The sequence below is a fragment of the Chlamydia sp. 12-01 genome, assembly GCF_042234205.1.
GTDB lineage: Bacteria > Chlamydiota > Chlamydiia > Chlamydiales > Chlamydiaceae > Chlamydia.
In genome coordinates this window covers 235,235-250,977 of record NZ_CP114174.1, presented here as the reverse complement: position 1 = coordinate 250,977, position 15,743 = coordinate 235,235, and the positions used below count along the sequence as shown (strand labels likewise).

Here is a 15,743-nt window from a genome sequence, read left to right as displayed (position 1 = left end):
CTATCTATTTCCGAGATTCCTTATTGAGGATAATCAGAGGGTATTTGACTATACCCATGAAAGATATTCGTTTTAGAAAAACCTTCAGACATCCCTGTCTAGGTCATTCATATTCATTAAGATCTTCGAATTGTTTTTAATCATTTGATTTGAAATACTTTGAGAGTCTGTTGAAGACAGTTTTAAGATTAAAAATTTTCAAGGAATGTTATGGAAACGGAACAATATGAAGCTTCTGAGAACATGAAACAATTCTTTCAAAATCTAGAAAAGATAAAACTTTTCCTAAAGGAACATGCAAGCGAACATCCAAAACTTCAGGAAGCTTTTGATATGTTTGATAAAACATTTAGAGTTGAGGATTAAATGAGATTAATATTTTTATTTTATGTTTAGGATGCTGTTTATCTACTTTAGACGCTTGTGTGATGGTCAACAAAGGCTCTGGGACTTACCACAGTAGATCCTAGCGGGTGTGTTAATAGAGGGCAAAAATAAACGGTTCTTTGGATATTTAATAACTTTTATTAATACGTTGCAATAATACAAGAGCCATGATGTAGGTATTTAACTTGAGAATATTGACGCCATGGCTTTAAAACTCTAAATAATAAAAATTATTTTCTAATATTTTTCTTGGGTTTCACTAGTCTTAGTCTAGTATATTAAATAAATTGCTTCAGACATAGTCTCGGAAGCATTATCAAGAACACCGTGTTTCTCTTTATTACGAATAATAACTTTATCTTTTTATAGTTGGAAGCAGGTTAGTAGCTTTATGTTCAACATAATTCTCATGTTATGCTAGTATGGTTCATTTAATGTGAAACAGTGCTAAACTATTCTTGAGTTTATTGTTTTAGAAAATAATTTTTCTTCAGTAACCAAGAAAACTTTTAATTTGCTTCATTAGCTGAAAAAGGGATGAGCATGAATATTTCTGGAAGTATCAAGCAGAAACTTCTCCAGTTTTTGGGAAAACAAAAAGCACCAGAATTGTTGGCTACGTATCTATTTTATCTAGAACAAGCTCTAAATATAAATCCTGTGGTTTTTGTCCGTGACAAAATAATTTTTAAAACTCCGGAAGATGCTATTCAAATTCTTGAGGAAGACAAAAAGATTTGGCGCGAAACAGAGATACAAATTTGCTCTGGGAAACCAGAAGTTAACGAACACACAAAAAGAATCTACATTTGTCCTTTCACTGGGAAAGTATTTGCTGATAACGTATATGCTAATCCTCAAGATGCTATTTATGATTGGCTATCCTCTTGCCCTCAGAATACAGAGCGTCAAAGTGGTGTACGTGTAAAGCGTTTCCATGTGTCCGATGATCCAAATATGATCAAAGAGTACATAGCTCCCCCTAAAGAGCCAATTGTGAAAACTGTTTTTGCTTCTGCTATTACAGGAAAACTGTTTCATAGTCTACCAGCACTTATAGAAGATTTTACTTCTTCATACTTGCGTCCTATGACTTTAGAAGAAGTGCAAAATCAAAATAAGTTCCAATTGGAGGGTACTTTCTTATCTTTGCTACAAGATGCTCTTGAGGAAGACAAAATTGCTGAGTTTGTAGAAAGCTTAGCAGATGATACAGCCTTTCATGTATATATTAGTCAATGGGTAGATACAGAAGAGTAACCAATTCTTCTCAAGAAACTGTAAATATGGGTATCGAACTTGGCAAAATACTTCCTCAAGGAGTTGTTTTGTTATTGTTTGGCGATTATGGTTCTGGGAAAACAGAATTTGTTCGCGGTATTGTACAAGGGTATTTAGGGGATATTTCAGCTCAAGAAGTTGCTAGCCCCTCGTTTTCTCTTTTACATGTATATGGCAATGGGACGCGAAGAATCTGCCATTATGATTTTTATCGGATAGATACTATCGGAGAAGGTCAGTTCAGTCTTTTTCAGGATACTGAAGAAGAGGATGTTCTATGTATAGAATGGCCGGAAAATATAATGCTACCGCGATTTCGAGAGACAATACAGGTCCGGATTGACGCGTTAACCGCTGCTCAAAGAGAGGTGAGCATAGATGCCTCACCATCGATATTGTTAAAATTTCTGAAGGAATAAAAGAGGATCATGACTTTACTAAAAGATACGGTTTTTGTTTGCCTAGATTGTGAAATGACTGGGCTAGATGTAAAAAAAGATCGTATTATTGAGTTTGCTGCAATGCGTTTCACTTTTGATAATGTGATTGATTCCATAGAGACTTTAATCAATCCCGATCGTGTGATTTCAGCTGAATCACAGAGAATACATCGTATTTCTGATGCAATGCTAAAAGACCAGCCGAGGATTGCTGAGGTGTTCCCAAAAATTAAGTCCTTTCTGAAAGAAGGGGATTATATAGTGGGACATAGTGTAGGGTTTGATCTACAAGTCTTAACTCAAGAAGCTGAGAGAATTGGAGAGAGTTTTCTATCTAAGTATTGTATTATCGATACTTTAAGATTAGCGAAGGAATATGGAGATAGTCCTAATAATTCATTAGAAGCTTTAGCAGTGCATTTCAATGTTCCCTACGATGGCAATCATCGTGCTATGAAAGATGTGGAGATCAACATTAATATTTTCAAGCATTTCTGTAAGCGGTTTCGAACAATAGAACAGTTAAAACAGATGCTATCGAAGCCTATAAAGATGAAATACATGCCTTTAGGCAAACACAAGGGACGTTGTTTCTCAGAGATCCCTCTATCATACTTACAGTGGGCATCTAAAATGGATTTCGATGCCGATTTGCTCTTTTCTATAAGACATGAAATCAAGCACAGACAAAAAGGTACAGGTTTCACTCAAGTCAATAATCCATTTATAGGATTATAGAACAAATCTGATTTATGAAAGTTTATTCAAAATCTTTAAAGTTCGAGTTATTAAAAAAATTGAAATGTCATTTCAAGTAATCTCTTGATTTTCTTTGAGTCTAAATATACTATCCAACAAAAAGTAGGAAGTAAGATCACTTCCTAGGGGAATTTTTAATGCTTAAGAAAAAGCCCGTATCTTTCAGTTGTATTGATGGCCATATCTATAAAATTTTCCCAAATGATCTAAACACAAATAACACTGTATTCGGCGGTTTATTAATGAGTTTGTTAGATCGTTTAGCTCTTGTAGTTGCAGAGAGACATACCGAAAGAATTTGCGTAACTGCTTTTGTTGATGCCCTATGTTTTTATGCTCCCGCATACATGGGAGAAAACCTAATTTGTAAAGCCGCTGTTAATCGTACATGGAAAACTTCATTAGAAGTTGGGGTTAAGGTATGGGCAGAAAATATTTATAAGCAGGAGAGGCGTCATATTACCTCTGCCTATTTTACATTTGTTTCTGTAGATGAAAATAACGTTCCTACCCCTGTTCATCAGGTTGTCCCAGAGACTCCTGAGGAAAAGCGTCGATACGATGAAGCTGATCAGCGTAGACAATCCCGATTGAATATGAATAAATAGGAACGCTTTGTTCAGAATTCTTAGTTTTTTTTGTTCCTGGATTCTCATAGCTTTCGCTCAGCCCGACATGAGTTGGTTTTTCTCTCTATTAGGGAGCGCTATAGGTTATGGACTTTTATGGTATAGTTTAGAACCTCAAAGGCAACCTTATCTTTCTTGGAAACAGTTAGCGTCTTTATCGTTCTTTTGGTCCCTCACTATAAATGGCCTACATTTTTCCTGGATGCTCTCAGATTTATATGTGGGTAGATTTATCTATGTTGTCTGGGGTTTGCTAATTACTTTGTTAGCCCTATTGTTTACAGCTTTTTCTTATCTATTATTCTATGTAATACGTAAAAACCATGTAAAAATTCTCTGGTGTTTACCCGGTTTATGGGTGGCCATGGAGATGGTAAGATTTTACTGTCTCTGTTCAGGAATGTCGTTAGATTATTTAGGTTGGCCAATTACTGCGAGTGCCTATGGACGTCAGTTTGGAAGTTTTTTTGGCTGGTCTGGAGAGAGTTTTGTTGTAGTTGCTACAGGAATTAGTTTTTACCAGTTGTTATTGAGAAAACGTTTTTCAAGACTAGCATGGTTAGGATGCTTGCTATTTCCCTATCTTTTGGGCGGGCTATATTATGAATACCTAAAAAATACTTTTTCAAATGAGGAAAGCCTACGCGTTGCTATTATACAGCCAGCTTCATCAACTCTTTTAGAGGGACCGTGGTCAGGATCTCCAGCTATGGCTTGGCAAAGACTCGTTAGCCTTTCTTCTATTGTGCGAAGACCAGTAGATCTTCTTATTTTCCCTGAGGTTTCTGTGCCTTTTGGAAGGGACAGGAAGGTCTATCCATATGACGATAGTCAAGTAATACTCTCTCCTCTGACACATTTTAAATATCAAGATGAGCTATTAGCGAATTTAGATTGGATGCAAGCTCTTTCAGACCATTTTAATTGTCCTATTCTTATAGGTTTAGAACGTTGGGAAGAGAGAGACTCTAAACTGCATTTATATAATTCTGCAGAGTGTATTTCCCAATATGGTGAGTTAATCGGATATGATAAACGTGTTTTAGTCCCCGGAGGAGAGTATATTCCTGGAGGTAAACTCGGCTGGACAGTTTGTAAGAAATATTTCCCAGAATACGCATTATCTTGTCAGCGTATCCCCGGAGCACGTCCTGGAGTAATAGAGATAGAAAACTTACCAAAAATGGGAATTTCTATTTGTTATGAAGAGACTTTTGGAACTTTATTACGTGATTATAAACGAAAGGGGGCGAAGCTCCTTGTAAACTTGACTAACGATGGGTGGTATCCTTCATCACGTCTTCCACAAGTGCATTTTCATCACGGAATTTTACGAAATCAGGAGTTGGGGATGCCCTGTGTTCGTTCTTGTCATACCGGTGTTACTGTAGCTGCAGATGCGTTGGGGAGAGTAATAAAAATGCTTCCTTATGAGACGCGTTATAAAAAGGCATCCCCAGGAGTTTTACAAGCATCTCTTCCTCTTCAAAACTATCCTACTTTGTATGCATTTTGGGGAGATTTCCCCATGATTTTCTTATCTTTACTATCCTTAGGGTATGTTGGATGTTATTTTGGATATCGCTTGCTTGCTAAAAAAGAAAAAGGATAATATACGAACACTCTTTGTCAGGTTTTTGCATGTTAGAACGAGCTCAAAGAACGTTAAAACGCGAAGTGCGTTATTCAGGTGTAGGAATTCACTTTGGAAAATCAGCAACTTTAACTTTAGAACCTGCCAAAGAAAATACTGGAATAGTCTTTTGCCGCTCTGATCTTTTAGGGGAGCATATCCCTGCACTACTTCCACATGTATGCAATACAGGACGTAGCACTACATTGTCTTCAGGAGACTCTGTCATTGCTACTGTTGAACATCTTATGGCTGCTTTGCGTTCAAGTAATATCGATAATGTCATTGTTCGTTGTAGTGAAGAGGAAATCCCGATAGGGGACGGAAGCTCTCATGTTTTTATGCAACTCATAGATGATGCCGGTATTTGTACGCAGAATGATAAAGTTCCCATTGCGAGACTATCTCAGCCTGTGTACTATCAAACCCAAGATACTTTTCTTGCTGCATTTCCTTGTGATGAGTTAAAGATTTCTTATACTCTACATTATCCTCAAAGTCCTACAATAGGAACGCAATACCGTTCTTTCGTTATTACGGAAGAGTCCTTTCGTAAAGAGATCGCTCCTTGTAGAACATTCGCTCTATATAATGAGCTGTGTTTTTTAATGGATAGAGGTTTGATTAGAGGAGGGTGTTTGGAAAACGCTGTAGTTTTTAAAGATGACGGTGTTATCAGTCTCGGGCAGTTACGGTTTTCAGACGAGCCTGTAAGGCATAAAATTTTGGATTTGATAGGGGATCTATCTTTGGTAGGCAGACCTTTTGTTGCTCATATTGTTGCTGTAGGGTCAGGACATTCTTCGAACATTGCCTTGGGTAGAAAGATTTTAGAAGTGCTACAACCCTAAGAAATGAGTGATAGATGAAAGAGGCGCCTGTAATTAAATTACGAGAATTATTAAACTTACTCCCACATCGTTATCCTTTTTTGCTTGTGGATAAGGTGTTGTCTTATGATTTAGAGAAACGATCTATTGTTGCACAAAAAAATGTAACGATAAACGAGCCTTTTTTTGTAGGGCATTTCCCCGAAGCACCTATTATGCCTGGAGTGTTAATACTAGAATCTTTAGCACAAGCAGCCGGAGTCTTACTAGGCTTGGTTTTGGAGAACGACAGAAATAAAAGGTTAGCTTTATTTTTGGGAATACAAAAAGCGAAGTTTCGTCATGCAGTTAGGCCTGGCGATATTCTTACATTGAGCGCTGAATTTTCATTGATTTCGTCGAAGGGAGGGAAAGCTTCGGCACGGGCTTGTGTGGGTTCTCAGGTTGCTGCTGAGGGAGAACTGAGTTTTGCTCTTGTAGATAAGGAATCTTTAGATTAACGGAGACGTATGACGAACATCCACCCAACGGCAATTATCGAACCCGGGGCTAAAATCGGAAAGAATGTTGTTATTGAGCCGTATGTTGTTATTAAATCTACGGTGACCCTTTGTGATGATGTAGTTGTGAAATCATATGCTTACATTGATGGGCACACTACTGTAGGCAGAGGAACAACAATATGGCCATCCGCAATGATTGGTAATAAACCTCAAGATTTGAAATATCAAGGGGAGAAAACCTATGTTGCCATAGGAGAAAATTGCGAAATTCGAGAATTTGCTATTATTACCTCTTCTACATTTGAAGGGACAACGGTTTCTATAGGAAATAATTGTCTTATCATGCCTTGGGCACATGTAGCTCATAATTGTACAATTGGGAATTATGTAGTTTTAAGTAATCACGCACAATTGGCTGGCCATGTTGTCGTTGAAGATTATGCTATTATTGGCGGGATGGTAGGTGTTCATCAATTTGTTCGTATTGGTGCGCATGCTATGGTTGGAGCTTTAAGTGGTGTCCGACGAGATATTCCTCCATATACTATAGGTACCGGGAACCCTTATCAACTAGGTGGTATCAATAAAGTTGGTCTACAAAGACGACAAATTTCTTTTGAGACACGCTTGGCTTTGATCAAGGTATTCAAAAAAGTTTACCGTTCTGAAGATAGCTTTTCTGAATCTTTGCTAGAGGCTCAGGAAGAATATGGTCACATACCTGAAGTTCAAAATTTCATCCATTTTTGTCAGAATCCAAGTAAGCGCGGAATAGAGCGCGGAGCTGATAAAGATGCTTTCCAAGAAGAGAGCATAGATAAGGAAGGAGCTCTTGTTGAGTCTTAAGATTGTTTATTTTGGCACCCCACAGTTCGCCGCTACAGTTTTAGAAGATCTATTACATCATGACATCAATGTTATAGGTGTTGTCACTCGTATAGATAAGCCTCAAAAACGTTCATCGCAACCTGTTCCCTCTCCTGTTAAGACATTAGCTCTATCTAAGAATATACCCCTTTTACAACCTGAAAAAGCTTCAGATCTACAGTTTATTGAACAATTGAAGGCCTTTGAGGCTGATGTATTCATTGTTGTTGCTTATGGAGCTATCCTACGTCAGGCGGTCCTAGATATTCCAAGATACGGCTGTTATAATTTGCATGCAGGCGTATTACCTGCATACCGTGGTGCGGCTCCTATACAACGATGTATCATGGATGGCGCTACACAGTCTGGAAATACTGTAATTCGCATGGACGCGGGTATGGATACCGGAGATATTGCTGGTATATCTTATGTCCCTGTGGGTCCTGATATGACGGCAGGAGAGCTTGCGGAAGCCTTAGCTAATCAAGGTGGAGAAATTCTAATAGAAACTTTACAGCAGATCTCCAGCGGGACGATATCTCATACACCTCAAGATTCATCTAAGGCGTCAATAGCTCCTAAGCTATCGAAAGAAGAGGGATTTATTCTTTGGGATCGTCCTGCTGAAAAAGTGTATGCTCAAATACGGGGTGTTACACCGGCTCCTGGAGCTTGGACACTCTATTCTTATCAAGATAAACCAGAGAAACGTTTGGTTATTCGCAAAGCTGCCCTTGCTTCTAACAGGGAGGTTTATGGTAGTCCTGGGGATATTATCGTATCAGATCAGCAAGAACTTCTTATTGCGTGTACCGAAGGAGCTATTTGCTTACGAGAAATCCAGCCTGAAGGCAAAGGAACAATGGATTCAAAAACTTTTTTGAATGGACATTCTGGTCATAAATTAAAATTATCTTTTAACTTAAGTAATTAATTTCGATATTTAGTCAAGTTACTTTAGTTTATTAAGTTGTGTGTATGTTATAATTGCAACTTAAAACGGTTATCTTTTTGCTAAAAACCTTTTAATTTTAGGGAGGTGGATATGGCATCTGCAACACCACGTGCGACTGTCCTACTTATAGGCGGTAAAAACGTGTTCATGCAAACAGCAATGCAAGCAGCTAGGAGGGGAGACTCTGGAAATTGCATTAAGCAGTTTTTCACTAATGGGAATAATCATTTAGCACGCTTCGTTGGCAATACTAAAAGCTTAGATAAAGCATTTAAATTTGCTAAATCAGTATCTGAATTTAGCTGTGGCGTGATTGAATGTTCAGGAGAGACGGGAGCTTCTCTTCAGATAGCTAAAAATGTAGCCGGAACCTTGAGTACAGCTAGGTCTGTTGTTGCTTTAGGTAACGTGTTTAACGGTGCAATCCCCGGATTTATTAGTTCCTCAAAGAATTGCTTTGCTCATATCAAGAAGTGCTTTACTTCAGAAAGTGTTGAACTTTTTGGTAGCTTTGAGAAAGGCTTACTTTATAACAAGATGTATCTCTCTAAGAGTGACCATGCGTTGGCTGCGATTAAAGAGGGTTGTTCTGCAGTTGGTGCGGCTACTTACATTGGAACATTCGGTGTTTGCCGTCCGGTACTCTTGGCAAATAAACTTGCTCATAAGCCTTTCCTTCCAGGACAGGTAAAAACAGGACTCGGTGATGGTGTAACATACATGATGACAGCTAACCATGCTGCTGGTGTTATCGGTGGAACCGCATCCTTGCTCTATGAAAATCGAGCATATAAGCGTGCTTTCGATGGGTTGATAGAGTCTAGAACGGCAAATAAGATGAGTCCTGAAGTTTATAATCAGGTAGCTCAGGAATTAAAAAAATCGCATTTTGCTGCTGTTAAAAAGACAATACTTGGAATTTTAGAAAAAGCATTTGAATTAATTGCTGATCTATTCAAATTAATTCCTTTCCCATTTACAGCTTCAGCTCGATTAGCTGTTACATCGGGAGCCGTTGCAATTTCCAGTGGTATTGGTCTTTACAACGTGTGGTCTAATTCATAAGAAAAAGATTTGTCAGTTTAAGACAATATTGTAAATCGCTTCTAGAAAACCTAGAAGCGATTTTTTTATTTATTAGCAAACTAAGATTTTATAAGAACTTTTTATCTTTCTCTCATTAAGTCGTTCCCGCTTTTTCTTATTGTAAAAATCTTCTCCCTCTGATAACCTGTCCCTTTATTTTCTTAAGGAAAAGGTTCCTTTTCTTTTTAGGGAATTCTACGAGTAAAAATGCTAAAACGACTTGCCTAGTTGCTCTCGCTTGAGTGCGGGCGACTTATTGTATTAATGGGTAATTATATGCGATCTCAGCTTAGCTTAATGGGAAAAAAGGAAGGCATGATTCATGTCTTTGATAAAGATGGAAATCTGGTTGCGTGTTCAGTAATTAGTGTGGGTTCCAATGTTGTTACTCAAATAAAAGTTGATTCAACTGATGGTTACAATGCTGTTCAGATGGGAGCGAATGAAATCAACGTTCCAGAAAAAACATTAGAAAAGCGAATGAATAAACCTCAACTTGGACATCTTAAGAAGTCGGGTTCTCGTGTTTTTGGTTTGTTAAAAGAGGTTCGTCTTTCTGAAGATGCTGTTAACGAAGTTTCTTTGGGAAGTGAATTTGGTCTAGAAGTTCTTGAAAATATCTCTTCTGTAGATATTAGCGGTGTTTCTAAAGGTAAAGGATTTCAAGGGGTCATGAAAAGATTTGGATTCCGCGGAGGTCCTAAAACTCACGGTTCTGGATTCCATCGTCATGCCGGTTCAATAGGAATGCGTTCAACTCCTGGACGATGCTTCCCAGGAAGTAAACGTCCTAGTCATATGGGTACAGTCAACGTAACTGTTAAGAATTTAGAAGTCGTAAAAATAGATTTAGAGAAAAAAGTATTATTAGTGAAGGGGGCAATCCCTGGTCCTAGAGGTTCTGTTGTTGTCGTCAGACGTTCTTCCAGAGCAAAAGGGTAATACAGAAGAGGTCCTAATGGTTTTATTATCAAAGTTTGATTTTTCTGGGAATAAGACAGGAGAGGTTGAATTACCAGACACCTTTTTTGCTCAAGAAGGAAATGGGCTTCAATTAGTGAAGGATTATCTTGTGGCTATTCGAGCTAACAAGAGACAGTGGTCTGCATGCACGAGAAATCGTTCAGAAGTTAGCCATTCCACTAAAAAGCCTTTTAGACAGAAAGGTACAGGAAATGCCCGTCAGGGGTGTTTGGCTTCTCCTCAGTTTCGTGGAGGGGGTATTGTTTTTGGCCCTAAGCCTAAGTTTGATCAACATGTTCGTATCAATAGAAAAGAGAAAAGAGCAGCAATTCGTTTGTTGTTATCTCAAAAGATTCAAACAAATCGATTGATTGTAGCCGATGACAGCGTATTCACAAGCAGTTTAACTTCTCCAAAGACGAAAGAAGCTTTAAGATTTTTAAAATCTTGTAATGTGCAATGTCGTGGAATACTTTTCATTGATGATTTAGGTCATGCTCAAAACAATGAAGGGTTAAGATTAAGTTTACGTAATTTACCAGCTGTGCGTGGTTTTACGTATGGAATGAATATCAATGGATATGATCTAGCTTCTGCCCACAATGTAGTGATTTCCGAAAAGGCCCTAAAAGGACTCGCCGGGCATCTTATTTCTGGAACGAAAGATTAAAAGGGAAAATTAGGATATGAAAGATCCTTATGATGTAATTAGACGGCATTATGTAACCGAGAAGGCTAAAACATTAGAAGGTTTAAGTCTTGGGAATGGTGAGGGTAAGAAGAAAGGTAGTTTCTGCAAGCATCCAAAATACACATTTGTTGTATCTTGCAATGCCACTAAGCCTTTAATTGCTCAAGCTTTGGAATCTATTTATGCAGATAAAAAAGTAAAAGTTAAAAGTGTAAACACGATATGTGTGAAGCCTCAGCCAGCCCGAATGTTTCGTGGAAAACGAAAAGGAAAGACTGCAGGATTTAAGAAGGCGGTTGTGACCTTCTATGAAGGCCATTCTATCGGGTAATCTATTAGAGGGAAGAAAAACATGTTTAAAAAGTTTAAGCCAGTAACTCCAGGGACTAGACAGTTGGTTCTTCCGGCTTTTAATGAGCTCACCAGGGAAGGAGAGTTATCGGGGAAAAGAACTAGGAAAAGTGTGCGGCCAAATAAAAATTTGTCGTTTTTCAAAAAAAGTTCAGGTGGTCGTGATAATTTAGGTCACATTTCCTGCCGTCACCGTGGTGGAGGGGCTAAACGTCTATACCGAGTTGTCGACTTTAAGCGTAACAAAGACGGTATTGAAGCTAAGGTAGTTTCTGTTGAGTACGATCCAAACCGCTCTGCCTATATCGCTTTATTAAGTTATGCTGATGGAGAAAAGCGTTATATACTTGCTCCAAAAGGCATAAAAAGAGGAGATCAAGTTATCTCTGGAGAAGGCAGCCCTTTCAAATTGGGTTGTTGCATGACTTTAAAAAGTATGCCCTTAGGGTCAACCGTTCATAATATTGAGATGAGACCTAACTCTGGAGGAAAATTAGTAAGATCTGCAGGTTTAGCTGCCCAGATTATTGCTAAAACTCCAGGATACGTTACATTAAAAATGCCTTCAGGCGAGTTTCGCATGTTAAATGAAGGTTGTAAAGCTACTATCGGCGAAGTTTCTAATTCCGATCACAATTTATGTGTTGATGGTAAAGCAGGAAGAAAACGATGGAAAGGCGTTCGTCCAACTGTTCGTGGTACTGCTATGAACCCTGTCGATCACCCTCACGGAGGTGGTGAAGGCCGTCATAACGGTTATATCCCACGTACTCCTTGGGGTAAAGTCACGAAAGGATTAAAAACTCGTGATAAGCGTAAAAGCAATAAGTGGATAGTTAAAGATCGTAGGAAATAGGGTTTATGAGTAGATCGTTAAGAAAGGGTCCTTTTGTTGATCACAGTCTGATAAAAAAAGTACGTGCTATGAACTTATTGGAGAAAAAAACTCCAATTAAAACTTGGTCTCGTCGTTCTATGATTACCCCTGAAATGATTGGCCATACATTTGAAGTTCATAACGGGAAAAAGTTTCTAACAGTTTTTGTTTCAGAAACTATGGTAGGGCATAAGTTGGGAGAGTTTTCCCCAACAAGAATATTTAAAAGTCATCCCGTGAAGAAAGGGTAAGTCTAAAGGAGACATGTCATGTTTAAAGCGACCGCCCGCTACATACGGGTTCAACCTCGCAAGGCTCGACTCGCTGCCGGGCTTATGAGAAATCTAAGTGTTACAGAAGCTCTGCAACAGTTGAATTTTTCACAGTTAAAAGCTGGAAGATGTCTAAAGAAAGTTTTGGATAGCGCTGTAGCTAACGCTGAGCTCAGAGAAAATGTGAAACGCGAGCAATTAAACGTTATTGAAGTTAGAGTAGATGCGGGCCCTGTATATAAGCGAGCTAAATCGAAAAGTCGGGGAGGACGATCCCCAATTTTAAAACGCACCAGTCACTTAACTGTTATTGTTGGTGAGAAGGAGCGGTAGGAGAAGTTATGGGTCAGAAAGGATGTCCAATCGGTTTTCGTACAGGCGTGACTAAAAAATGGCGCTCTCTATGGTACGGAAATAAGCAAGAATTTGGTAAATTTCTTATCGAAGATGTTAAAATCCGAGAACATTTAAGAAAAAAACCTTCTTGTCAAGGGGCTGCAGGCTTTGTTGTAAGACGTATGAGCGGTAAGATTGAGGTTACGATTCAAACAGCTCGTCCTGGACTTGTTATCGGGAAAAAAGGAGCAGAAGTAGATCTTTTAAAAGAAGAACTAAGAAAGCTTACCGGTAAAGAAGTTTGGGTGGAAATCGCAGAGATTAAACGCCCCGAATTGAACGCGAAATTAGTCGCAGATAACATTGCTAAACAAATTGAGCGCCGTGTCTCTTTTAGACGTGCTATGAAAAAGGCTATGCAATCCGTTATGGATGCAGGTGCTATCGGTGTTAAAATACAGGTTTCTGGAAGATTAGCAGGCGCTGAGATTGCTCGTTCTGAATGGTATAAAAATGGTCGTGTTCCTCTGCATACATTGAGAGCTGATATTGATTACGCCACAGCATCTGCAGAGACTACTTATGGAATTATCGGCGTAAAAGTTTGGATTAATCTTGGGGAAAAAACCTCTACAGCTAATGCTGGCGCTGCGGCTCCAGCTGCACAATAGCTGTAAACAAGTGTGTGTGAATTATTATGTTGATGCCTAAACGAACAAAATTTCGCAAACAGCAAAAAGGTCAATTTGCAGGCCTAAGCAAGGGGGCTACTTTTGTTGACTTTGGCGAGTTTGGAATGCAGACCTTAGAAAGAGGTTGGGTAACTAGTCGGCAAATAGAAGCTTGCAGGGTTGCCATCAATAGATATTTAAAACGTAAAGGAAAAGTATGGATTCGTGTTTTTCCTGATAAAAGCGTGACTAAGAAGCCTGCAGAAACTCGTATGGGTAAAGGTAAAGGTGCTCCAGATCATTGGGTGGCTGTAGTTCGTCCGGGAAGAATTCTTTTTGAAGTGGCTAACGTTTCCAGAGAAGATGCTCAGGATGCTTTAAGAAGAGCTGCAGCAAAATTAGGAATAAGAACACGTTTTGTGAAACGGGTTGAAAGGGTATAAGTTATGGCAGCAAAGAAAAAATTATTGGATGAGCTTAGAGGGAAAAGTCTAGAAGAGTTAGACAAAATTATCCATGAAAATAAGAAAGCTCTTTTTTCTTTAAGAGCCGAGGCTGCTTTACAAAATAAAGTGGTTAAGGCGCACTTGTTCTCTATGTATAAGAAAAGCATAGCTCGATCTATGACGGTGAAACAAGAAAAAGAGGGAAAAATCGATGGCTAGTGAAGTAAGAGGCCTTAGAAAAACCAAAATTGGTGTTGTTGTCTCATCAAAAATGGATAAAACCGTAGTTGTTCGAGTAGAAAGAATGTACTCCCATCCTCAGTACGCTAAAGTTGTTAGAGACTCTAAAAAGTACTATGCGCATAATGGTTTAAATGTTTCTGAAGGCGATAAAGTTAAAATTCAAGAAACGCGACCTATGTCTAAATTGAAAAGATGGCGTGTTGTTGAGCGTATGAGTTAATTAGGTAGATTAGCAACATTGGGTAGATGCAGTTATGATTCAGCAAGAAAGTCAGTTAAAAGTTGCCGATAATACCGGAGCTAAAAAAGTAAAGTGTTTCAAAGTTTTAGGCGGATCTCGCAGACGTTACGCTACAGTGGGTGATATCATTGTATGTTCCGTTAGAGATGTTGAACCCGATAGCTCTATTAAAAAGGGCGATGTGGTTAAAGCTGTGATTGTTAGAACACGCCGCGATATTCTTAGAAAAGATGGTTCTTCTTTGAGATTCGATACTAATAGCTGTGTAATTATCGATGAAAAAGGAAATCCCAAAGGAACACGAATTTTTGGTCCAATCGCTCGAGAAATTCGAGATCGTGGCTTTGTGAAAATTAGTTCTTTGGCTCCTGAGGTGATTTAAGGATAAGAAAAGATATGAAAAGACATAGTGTTTGTGTTGGCGACACGGTTTATGTGCTAGCCGGGAACGACAAGGGAAAGCAGGGTAAAGTTTTATCTTGTCTTAGAGAAAAAAATAAAGTGGTCGTTGAAGGAATCAACGTTCGTACGAAAAATATCAAACGCAGTCAAGAAAATCCTAAAGGTAAAAGGATTAGTATTGAAACTCCGATACATGTTTCAAACGTTCGTTTAAGTATAGACGGTGCTCCAGCAAAACTTTCTGTCAAAGTTACTAACAACGGGCGAGAGTTGTGGAATAGGTCTCCTGATGGTACTTCTAAACTATATCGTTCTGTGAAAGAGAGAAAAGGTTAATATGAGCAGGTTAAAAAAACTATATACTGAAGAGATCCGAAAGTCCCTCCAAGAAAAGTTTGGGTATGGAAATACCATGCAAATTCCTGTTCTTAAAAAAATTGTTATAAGCATGGGTCTTGCTGAGGCAGCTAAAGATAAAAACCTTTTCCAGGCTCATTTAGAAGAACTTTCTATGATTTCCGGACAAAAACCTTTGGTTACAAAGGCTAGAAATTCTATCGCTGGTTTCAAACTTCGTGAAGGACAGGGCATTGGTGCTAAAGTAACTTTACGTGGGCAGCGTATGTACGATTTTATGGATCGTTTTTGCAATATAGTCTCTCCTAGAATTCGCGACTTTCGTGGTTTCTCGAATAAAGGAGATGGACGCGGATGCTATTCATTGGGACTAGACGATCAACAGATTTTCCCTGAAGTAGATTTAGACCGCGTTAAGAGAACTCAAGGGATGAATGTTACTTGGGTAACTACAGCACAAACAGATGTTGAATGCACCACTCTTTTAGAGTTGATGGGTTTGCGTTTTAAGAAGGCTCAATAG

Annotated in this window: 24 protein-coding genes; all 24 read left to right on the top strand. The window is 38.7% G+C overall.

Annotation, left to right across the window (positions count from 1 at the left end):
* The first annotated feature begins 210 nt into the window (after positions 1-210).
* The 24 genes from O1W69_RS01095 to rplE all read left to right on the top strand — a co-directional run bounded on the left by O1W69_RS01095 (position 211) and on the right by rplE (position 15,743).
* Positions 211-366, top strand: coding sequence for a hypothetical protein (locus tag O1W69_RS01095; RefSeq protein ID WP_375793696.1), 156 nt, complete (start codon positions 211-213; stop codon positions 364-366).
* Between the two features lie 564 nt (positions 367-930).
* On the top strand, positions 931-1,647 hold the full coding sequence (locus tag O1W69_RS01090; RefSeq protein WP_375793695.1) for a DUF2709 domain-containing protein: 717 nt from the start codon (positions 931-933) through the stop codon (positions 1,645-1,647).
* The gene (tsaE, locus tag O1W69_RS01085) at positions 1,626-2,087 is read left to right on the top strand and encodes a tRNA (adenosine(37)-N6)-threonylcarbamoyltransferase complex ATPase subunit type 1 TsaE (RefSeq protein WP_375793694.1); all 462 of its coding nucleotides are present in this window, start codon (positions 1,626-1,628) and stop codon (positions 2,085-2,087) included. The genes O1W69_RS01090 and tsaE overlap by 22 nt, the downstream gene beginning before the upstream one ends.
* 9 nt (positions 2,088-2,096) lie before the next feature.
* Positions 2,097-2,846, top strand: coding sequence for a putative quorum-sensing-regulated virulence factor (locus O1W69_RS01080; protein ID WP_375793693.1), 750 nt, complete (start codon positions 2,097-2,099; stop codon positions 2,844-2,846).
* A 158-nt stretch (positions 2,847-3,004) separates the two neighbouring features.
* Complete coding sequence (locus tag O1W69_RS01075; RefSeq protein ID WP_117273779.1) at positions 3,005-3,475, top strand: acyl-CoA thioesterase; 471 nt, start codon at positions 3,005-3,007, stop codon at positions 3,473-3,475.
* Between the two features lie 7 nt (positions 3,476-3,482).
* Complete coding sequence (lnt, locus tag O1W69_RS01070; protein ID WP_375793692.1) at positions 3,483-5,108, top strand: apolipoprotein N-acyltransferase; 1,626 nt, start codon at positions 3,483-3,485, stop codon at positions 5,106-5,108.
* Positions 5,109-5,137: 29 nt separating this feature from the next.
* Positions 5,138-5,980, top strand: coding sequence for a UDP-3-O-acyl-N-acetylglucosamine deacetylase (gene lpxC, locus O1W69_RS01065; protein ID WP_375793691.1), 843 nt, complete (start codon positions 5,138-5,140; stop codon positions 5,978-5,980).
* 14 nt (positions 5,981-5,994) lie between these two features.
* Positions 5,995-6,459, top strand: a complete 465-nt coding sequence (fabZ, locus tag O1W69_RS01060; RefSeq protein ID WP_011458462.1) for a 3-hydroxyacyl-ACP dehydratase FabZ — start codon at positions 5,995-5,997, stop codon at positions 6,457-6,459.
* Positions 6,460-6,468: 9 nt separating this feature from the next.
* On the top strand, positions 6,469-7,308 hold the full coding sequence (gene lpxA / locus O1W69_RS01055) for an acyl-ACP--UDP-N-acetylglucosamine O-acyltransferase (RefSeq protein ID WP_375793690.1): 840 nt from the start codon (positions 6,469-6,471) through the stop codon (positions 7,306-7,308).
* Positions 7,298-8,263, top strand: coding sequence for a methionyl-tRNA formyltransferase (fmt, locus tag O1W69_RS01050; protein ID WP_375793977.1), 966 nt, complete (start codon positions 7,298-7,300; stop codon positions 8,261-8,263). The genes lpxA and fmt overlap by 11 nt, the downstream gene beginning before the upstream one ends.
* 111 nt (positions 8,264-8,374) lie before the next feature.
* Positions 8,375-9,349: a hypothetical protein gene (locus tag O1W69_RS01045; protein ID WP_375793689.1), complete on the top strand. Its 975-nt coding sequence runs from the start codon at positions 8,375-8,377 to the stop codon at positions 9,347-9,349.
* A gap of 297 nt (positions 9,350-9,646) precedes the next feature.
* Positions 9,647-10,312, top strand: coding sequence for a 50S ribosomal protein L3 (rplC, locus tag O1W69_RS01040; RefSeq protein ID WP_375793688.1), 666 nt, complete (start codon positions 9,647-9,649; stop codon positions 10,310-10,312).
* A 16-nt stretch (positions 10,313-10,328) separates the two neighbouring features.
* Complete coding sequence (rplD, locus tag O1W69_RS01035; RefSeq protein ID WP_375793687.1) at positions 10,329-11,003, top strand: 50S ribosomal protein L4; 675 nt, start codon at positions 10,329-10,331, stop codon at positions 11,001-11,003.
* Between the two features lie 16 nt (positions 11,004-11,019).
* Positions 11,020-11,355 (top strand): 50S ribosomal protein L23, encoded by a 336-nt coding sequence (locus O1W69_RS01030; protein WP_375793686.1) that lies wholly within the window; start codon positions 11,020-11,022, stop codon positions 11,353-11,355.
* Between the two features lie 21 nt (positions 11,356-11,376).
* The gene (gene rplB / locus O1W69_RS01025; protein ID WP_375793685.1) at positions 11,377-12,231 is read left to right on the top strand and encodes a 50S ribosomal protein L2; all 855 of its coding nucleotides are present in this window, start codon (positions 11,377-11,379) and stop codon (positions 12,229-12,231) included.
* 5 nt (positions 12,232-12,236) lie between these two features.
* Positions 12,237-12,503, top strand: coding sequence for a 30S ribosomal protein S19 (gene rpsS, locus O1W69_RS01020; protein WP_006342772.1), 267 nt, complete (start codon positions 12,237-12,239; stop codon positions 12,501-12,503).
* Between the two features lie 18 nt (positions 12,504-12,521).
* The gene (gene rplV, locus O1W69_RS01015; RefSeq protein ID WP_375793684.1) at positions 12,522-12,857 is read left to right on the top strand and encodes a 50S ribosomal protein L22; all 336 of its coding nucleotides are present in this window, start codon (positions 12,522-12,524) and stop codon (positions 12,855-12,857) included.
* Between the two features lie 8 nt (positions 12,858-12,865).
* The gene (rpsC, locus tag O1W69_RS01010; protein WP_375793683.1) at positions 12,866-13,531 is read left to right on the top strand and encodes a 30S ribosomal protein S3; all 666 of its coding nucleotides are present in this window, start codon (positions 12,866-12,868) and stop codon (positions 13,529-13,531) included.
* A gap of 26 nt (positions 13,532-13,557) precedes the next feature.
* Positions 13,558-13,974 carry a 50S ribosomal protein L16 gene (gene rplP, locus O1W69_RS01005; RefSeq protein ID WP_011006073.1) on the top strand — a complete coding sequence of 139 codons (417 nt, stop codon included), beginning with the start codon at positions 13,558-13,560 and terminating at the stop codon, positions 13,972-13,974.
* Positions 13,975-13,977: 3 nt separating this feature from the next.
* Positions 13,978-14,196 carry a 50S ribosomal protein L29 gene (rpmC, locus tag O1W69_RS01000; RefSeq protein ID WP_375793682.1) on the top strand — a complete coding sequence of 73 codons (219 nt, stop codon included), beginning with the start codon at positions 13,978-13,980 and terminating at the stop codon, positions 14,194-14,196.
* Complete coding sequence (gene rpsQ, locus O1W69_RS00995) at positions 14,189-14,440, top strand: 30S ribosomal protein S17 (RefSeq protein ID WP_375793681.1); 252 nt, start codon at positions 14,189-14,191, stop codon at positions 14,438-14,440. Before rpmC ends, rpsQ begins: the two co-directional genes overlap by 8 nt.
* 34 nt (positions 14,441-14,474) lie before the next feature.
* Positions 14,475-14,843, top strand: coding sequence for a 50S ribosomal protein L14 (rplN, locus tag O1W69_RS00990; protein ID WP_011006076.1), 369 nt, complete (start codon positions 14,475-14,477; stop codon positions 14,841-14,843).
* Between the two features lie 14 nt (positions 14,844-14,857).
* A complete protein-coding gene (gene rplX, locus O1W69_RS00985; RefSeq protein WP_375793680.1) occupies positions 14,858-15,199 on the top strand; it encodes a 50S ribosomal protein L24 in 342 nt (113 codons plus the stop codon).
* 1 nt (position 15,200) lies between these two features.
* Positions 15,201-15,743: a 50S ribosomal protein L5 gene (gene rplE / locus O1W69_RS00980; protein ID WP_375793679.1), complete on the top strand. Its 543-nt coding sequence runs from the start codon at positions 15,201-15,203 to the stop codon at positions 15,741-15,743.

Excerpts from the sequence above, each read along its gene's own strand:
- O1W69_RS01095 (WP_375793696.1), top strand. The coding sequence starts at position 211 with ATGGAAACGGAACAATATGAAGCTTCTGAGAACATGAAACAATTCTTT.
- O1W69_RS01090 (WP_375793695.1), top strand. The coding sequence starts at position 931 with ATGAATATTTCTGGAAGTATCAAGCAGAAACTTCTCCAGTTTTTGGGA.
- tsaE (WP_375793694.1), top strand. The coding sequence starts at position 1,626 with ATGGGTAGATACAGAAGAGTAACCAATTCTTCTCAAGAAACTGTAAAT.
- O1W69_RS01080 (WP_375793693.1), top strand. The coding sequence starts at position 2,097 with ATGACTTTACTAAAAGATACGGTTTTTGTTTGCCTAGATTGTGAAATG.
- O1W69_RS01075 (WP_117273779.1), top strand. The coding sequence starts at position 3,005 with ATGCTTAAGAAAAAGCCCGTATCTTTCAGTTGTATTGATGGCCATATC.
- lpxC (WP_375793691.1), top strand. The coding sequence starts at position 5,138 with ATGTTAGAACGAGCTCAAAGAACGTTAAAACGCGAAGTGCGTTATTCA.
- fabZ (WP_011458462.1), top strand. The coding sequence starts at position 5,995 with ATGAAAGAGGCGCCTGTAATTAAATTACGAGAATTATTAAACTTACTC.
- lpxA (WP_375793690.1), top strand. The coding sequence starts at position 6,469 with ATGACGAACATCCACCCAACGGCAATTATCGAACCCGGGGCTAAAATC.
- O1W69_RS01045 (WP_375793689.1), top strand. The coding sequence starts at position 8,375 with ATGGCATCTGCAACACCACGTGCGACTGTCCTACTTATAGGCGGTAAA.
- rplC (WP_375793688.1), top strand. The coding sequence starts at position 9,647 with ATGCGATCTCAGCTTAGCTTAATGGGAAAAAAGGAAGGCATGATTCAT.
- rplD (WP_375793687.1), top strand. The coding sequence starts at position 10,329 with ATGGTTTTATTATCAAAGTTTGATTTTTCTGGGAATAAGACAGGAGAG.
- O1W69_RS01030 (WP_375793686.1), top strand. The coding sequence starts at position 11,020 with ATGAAAGATCCTTATGATGTAATTAGACGGCATTATGTAACCGAGAAG.
- rplB (WP_375793685.1), top strand. The coding sequence starts at position 11,377 with ATGTTTAAAAAGTTTAAGCCAGTAACTCCAGGGACTAGACAGTTGGTT.
- rpsS (WP_006342772.1), top strand. The coding sequence starts at position 12,237 with ATGAGTAGATCGTTAAGAAAGGGTCCTTTTGTTGATCACAGTCTGATA.
- rplV (WP_375793684.1), top strand. The coding sequence starts at position 12,522 with ATGTTTAAAGCGACCGCCCGCTACATACGGGTTCAACCTCGCAAGGCT.
- rpsC (WP_375793683.1), top strand. The coding sequence starts at position 12,866 with ATGGGTCAGAAAGGATGTCCAATCGGTTTTCGTACAGGCGTGACTAAA.
- rplP (WP_011006073.1), top strand. The coding sequence starts at position 13,558 with ATGTTGATGCCTAAACGAACAAAATTTCGCAAACAGCAAAAAGGTCAA.
- rpmC (WP_375793682.1), top strand. The coding sequence starts at position 13,978 with ATGGCAGCAAAGAAAAAATTATTGGATGAGCTTAGAGGGAAAAGTCTA.
- rpsQ (WP_375793681.1), top strand. The coding sequence starts at position 14,189 with ATGGCTAGTGAAGTAAGAGGCCTTAGAAAAACCAAAATTGGTGTTGTT.
- rplN (WP_011006076.1), top strand. The coding sequence starts at position 14,475 with ATGATTCAGCAAGAAAGTCAGTTAAAAGTTGCCGATAATACCGGAGCT.
- rplX (WP_375793680.1), top strand. The coding sequence starts at position 14,858 with ATGAAAAGACATAGTGTTTGTGTTGGCGACACGGTTTATGTGCTAGCC.
- rplE (WP_375793679.1), top strand. The coding sequence starts at position 15,201 with ATGAGCAGGTTAAAAAAACTATATACTGAAGAGATCCGAAAGTCCCTC.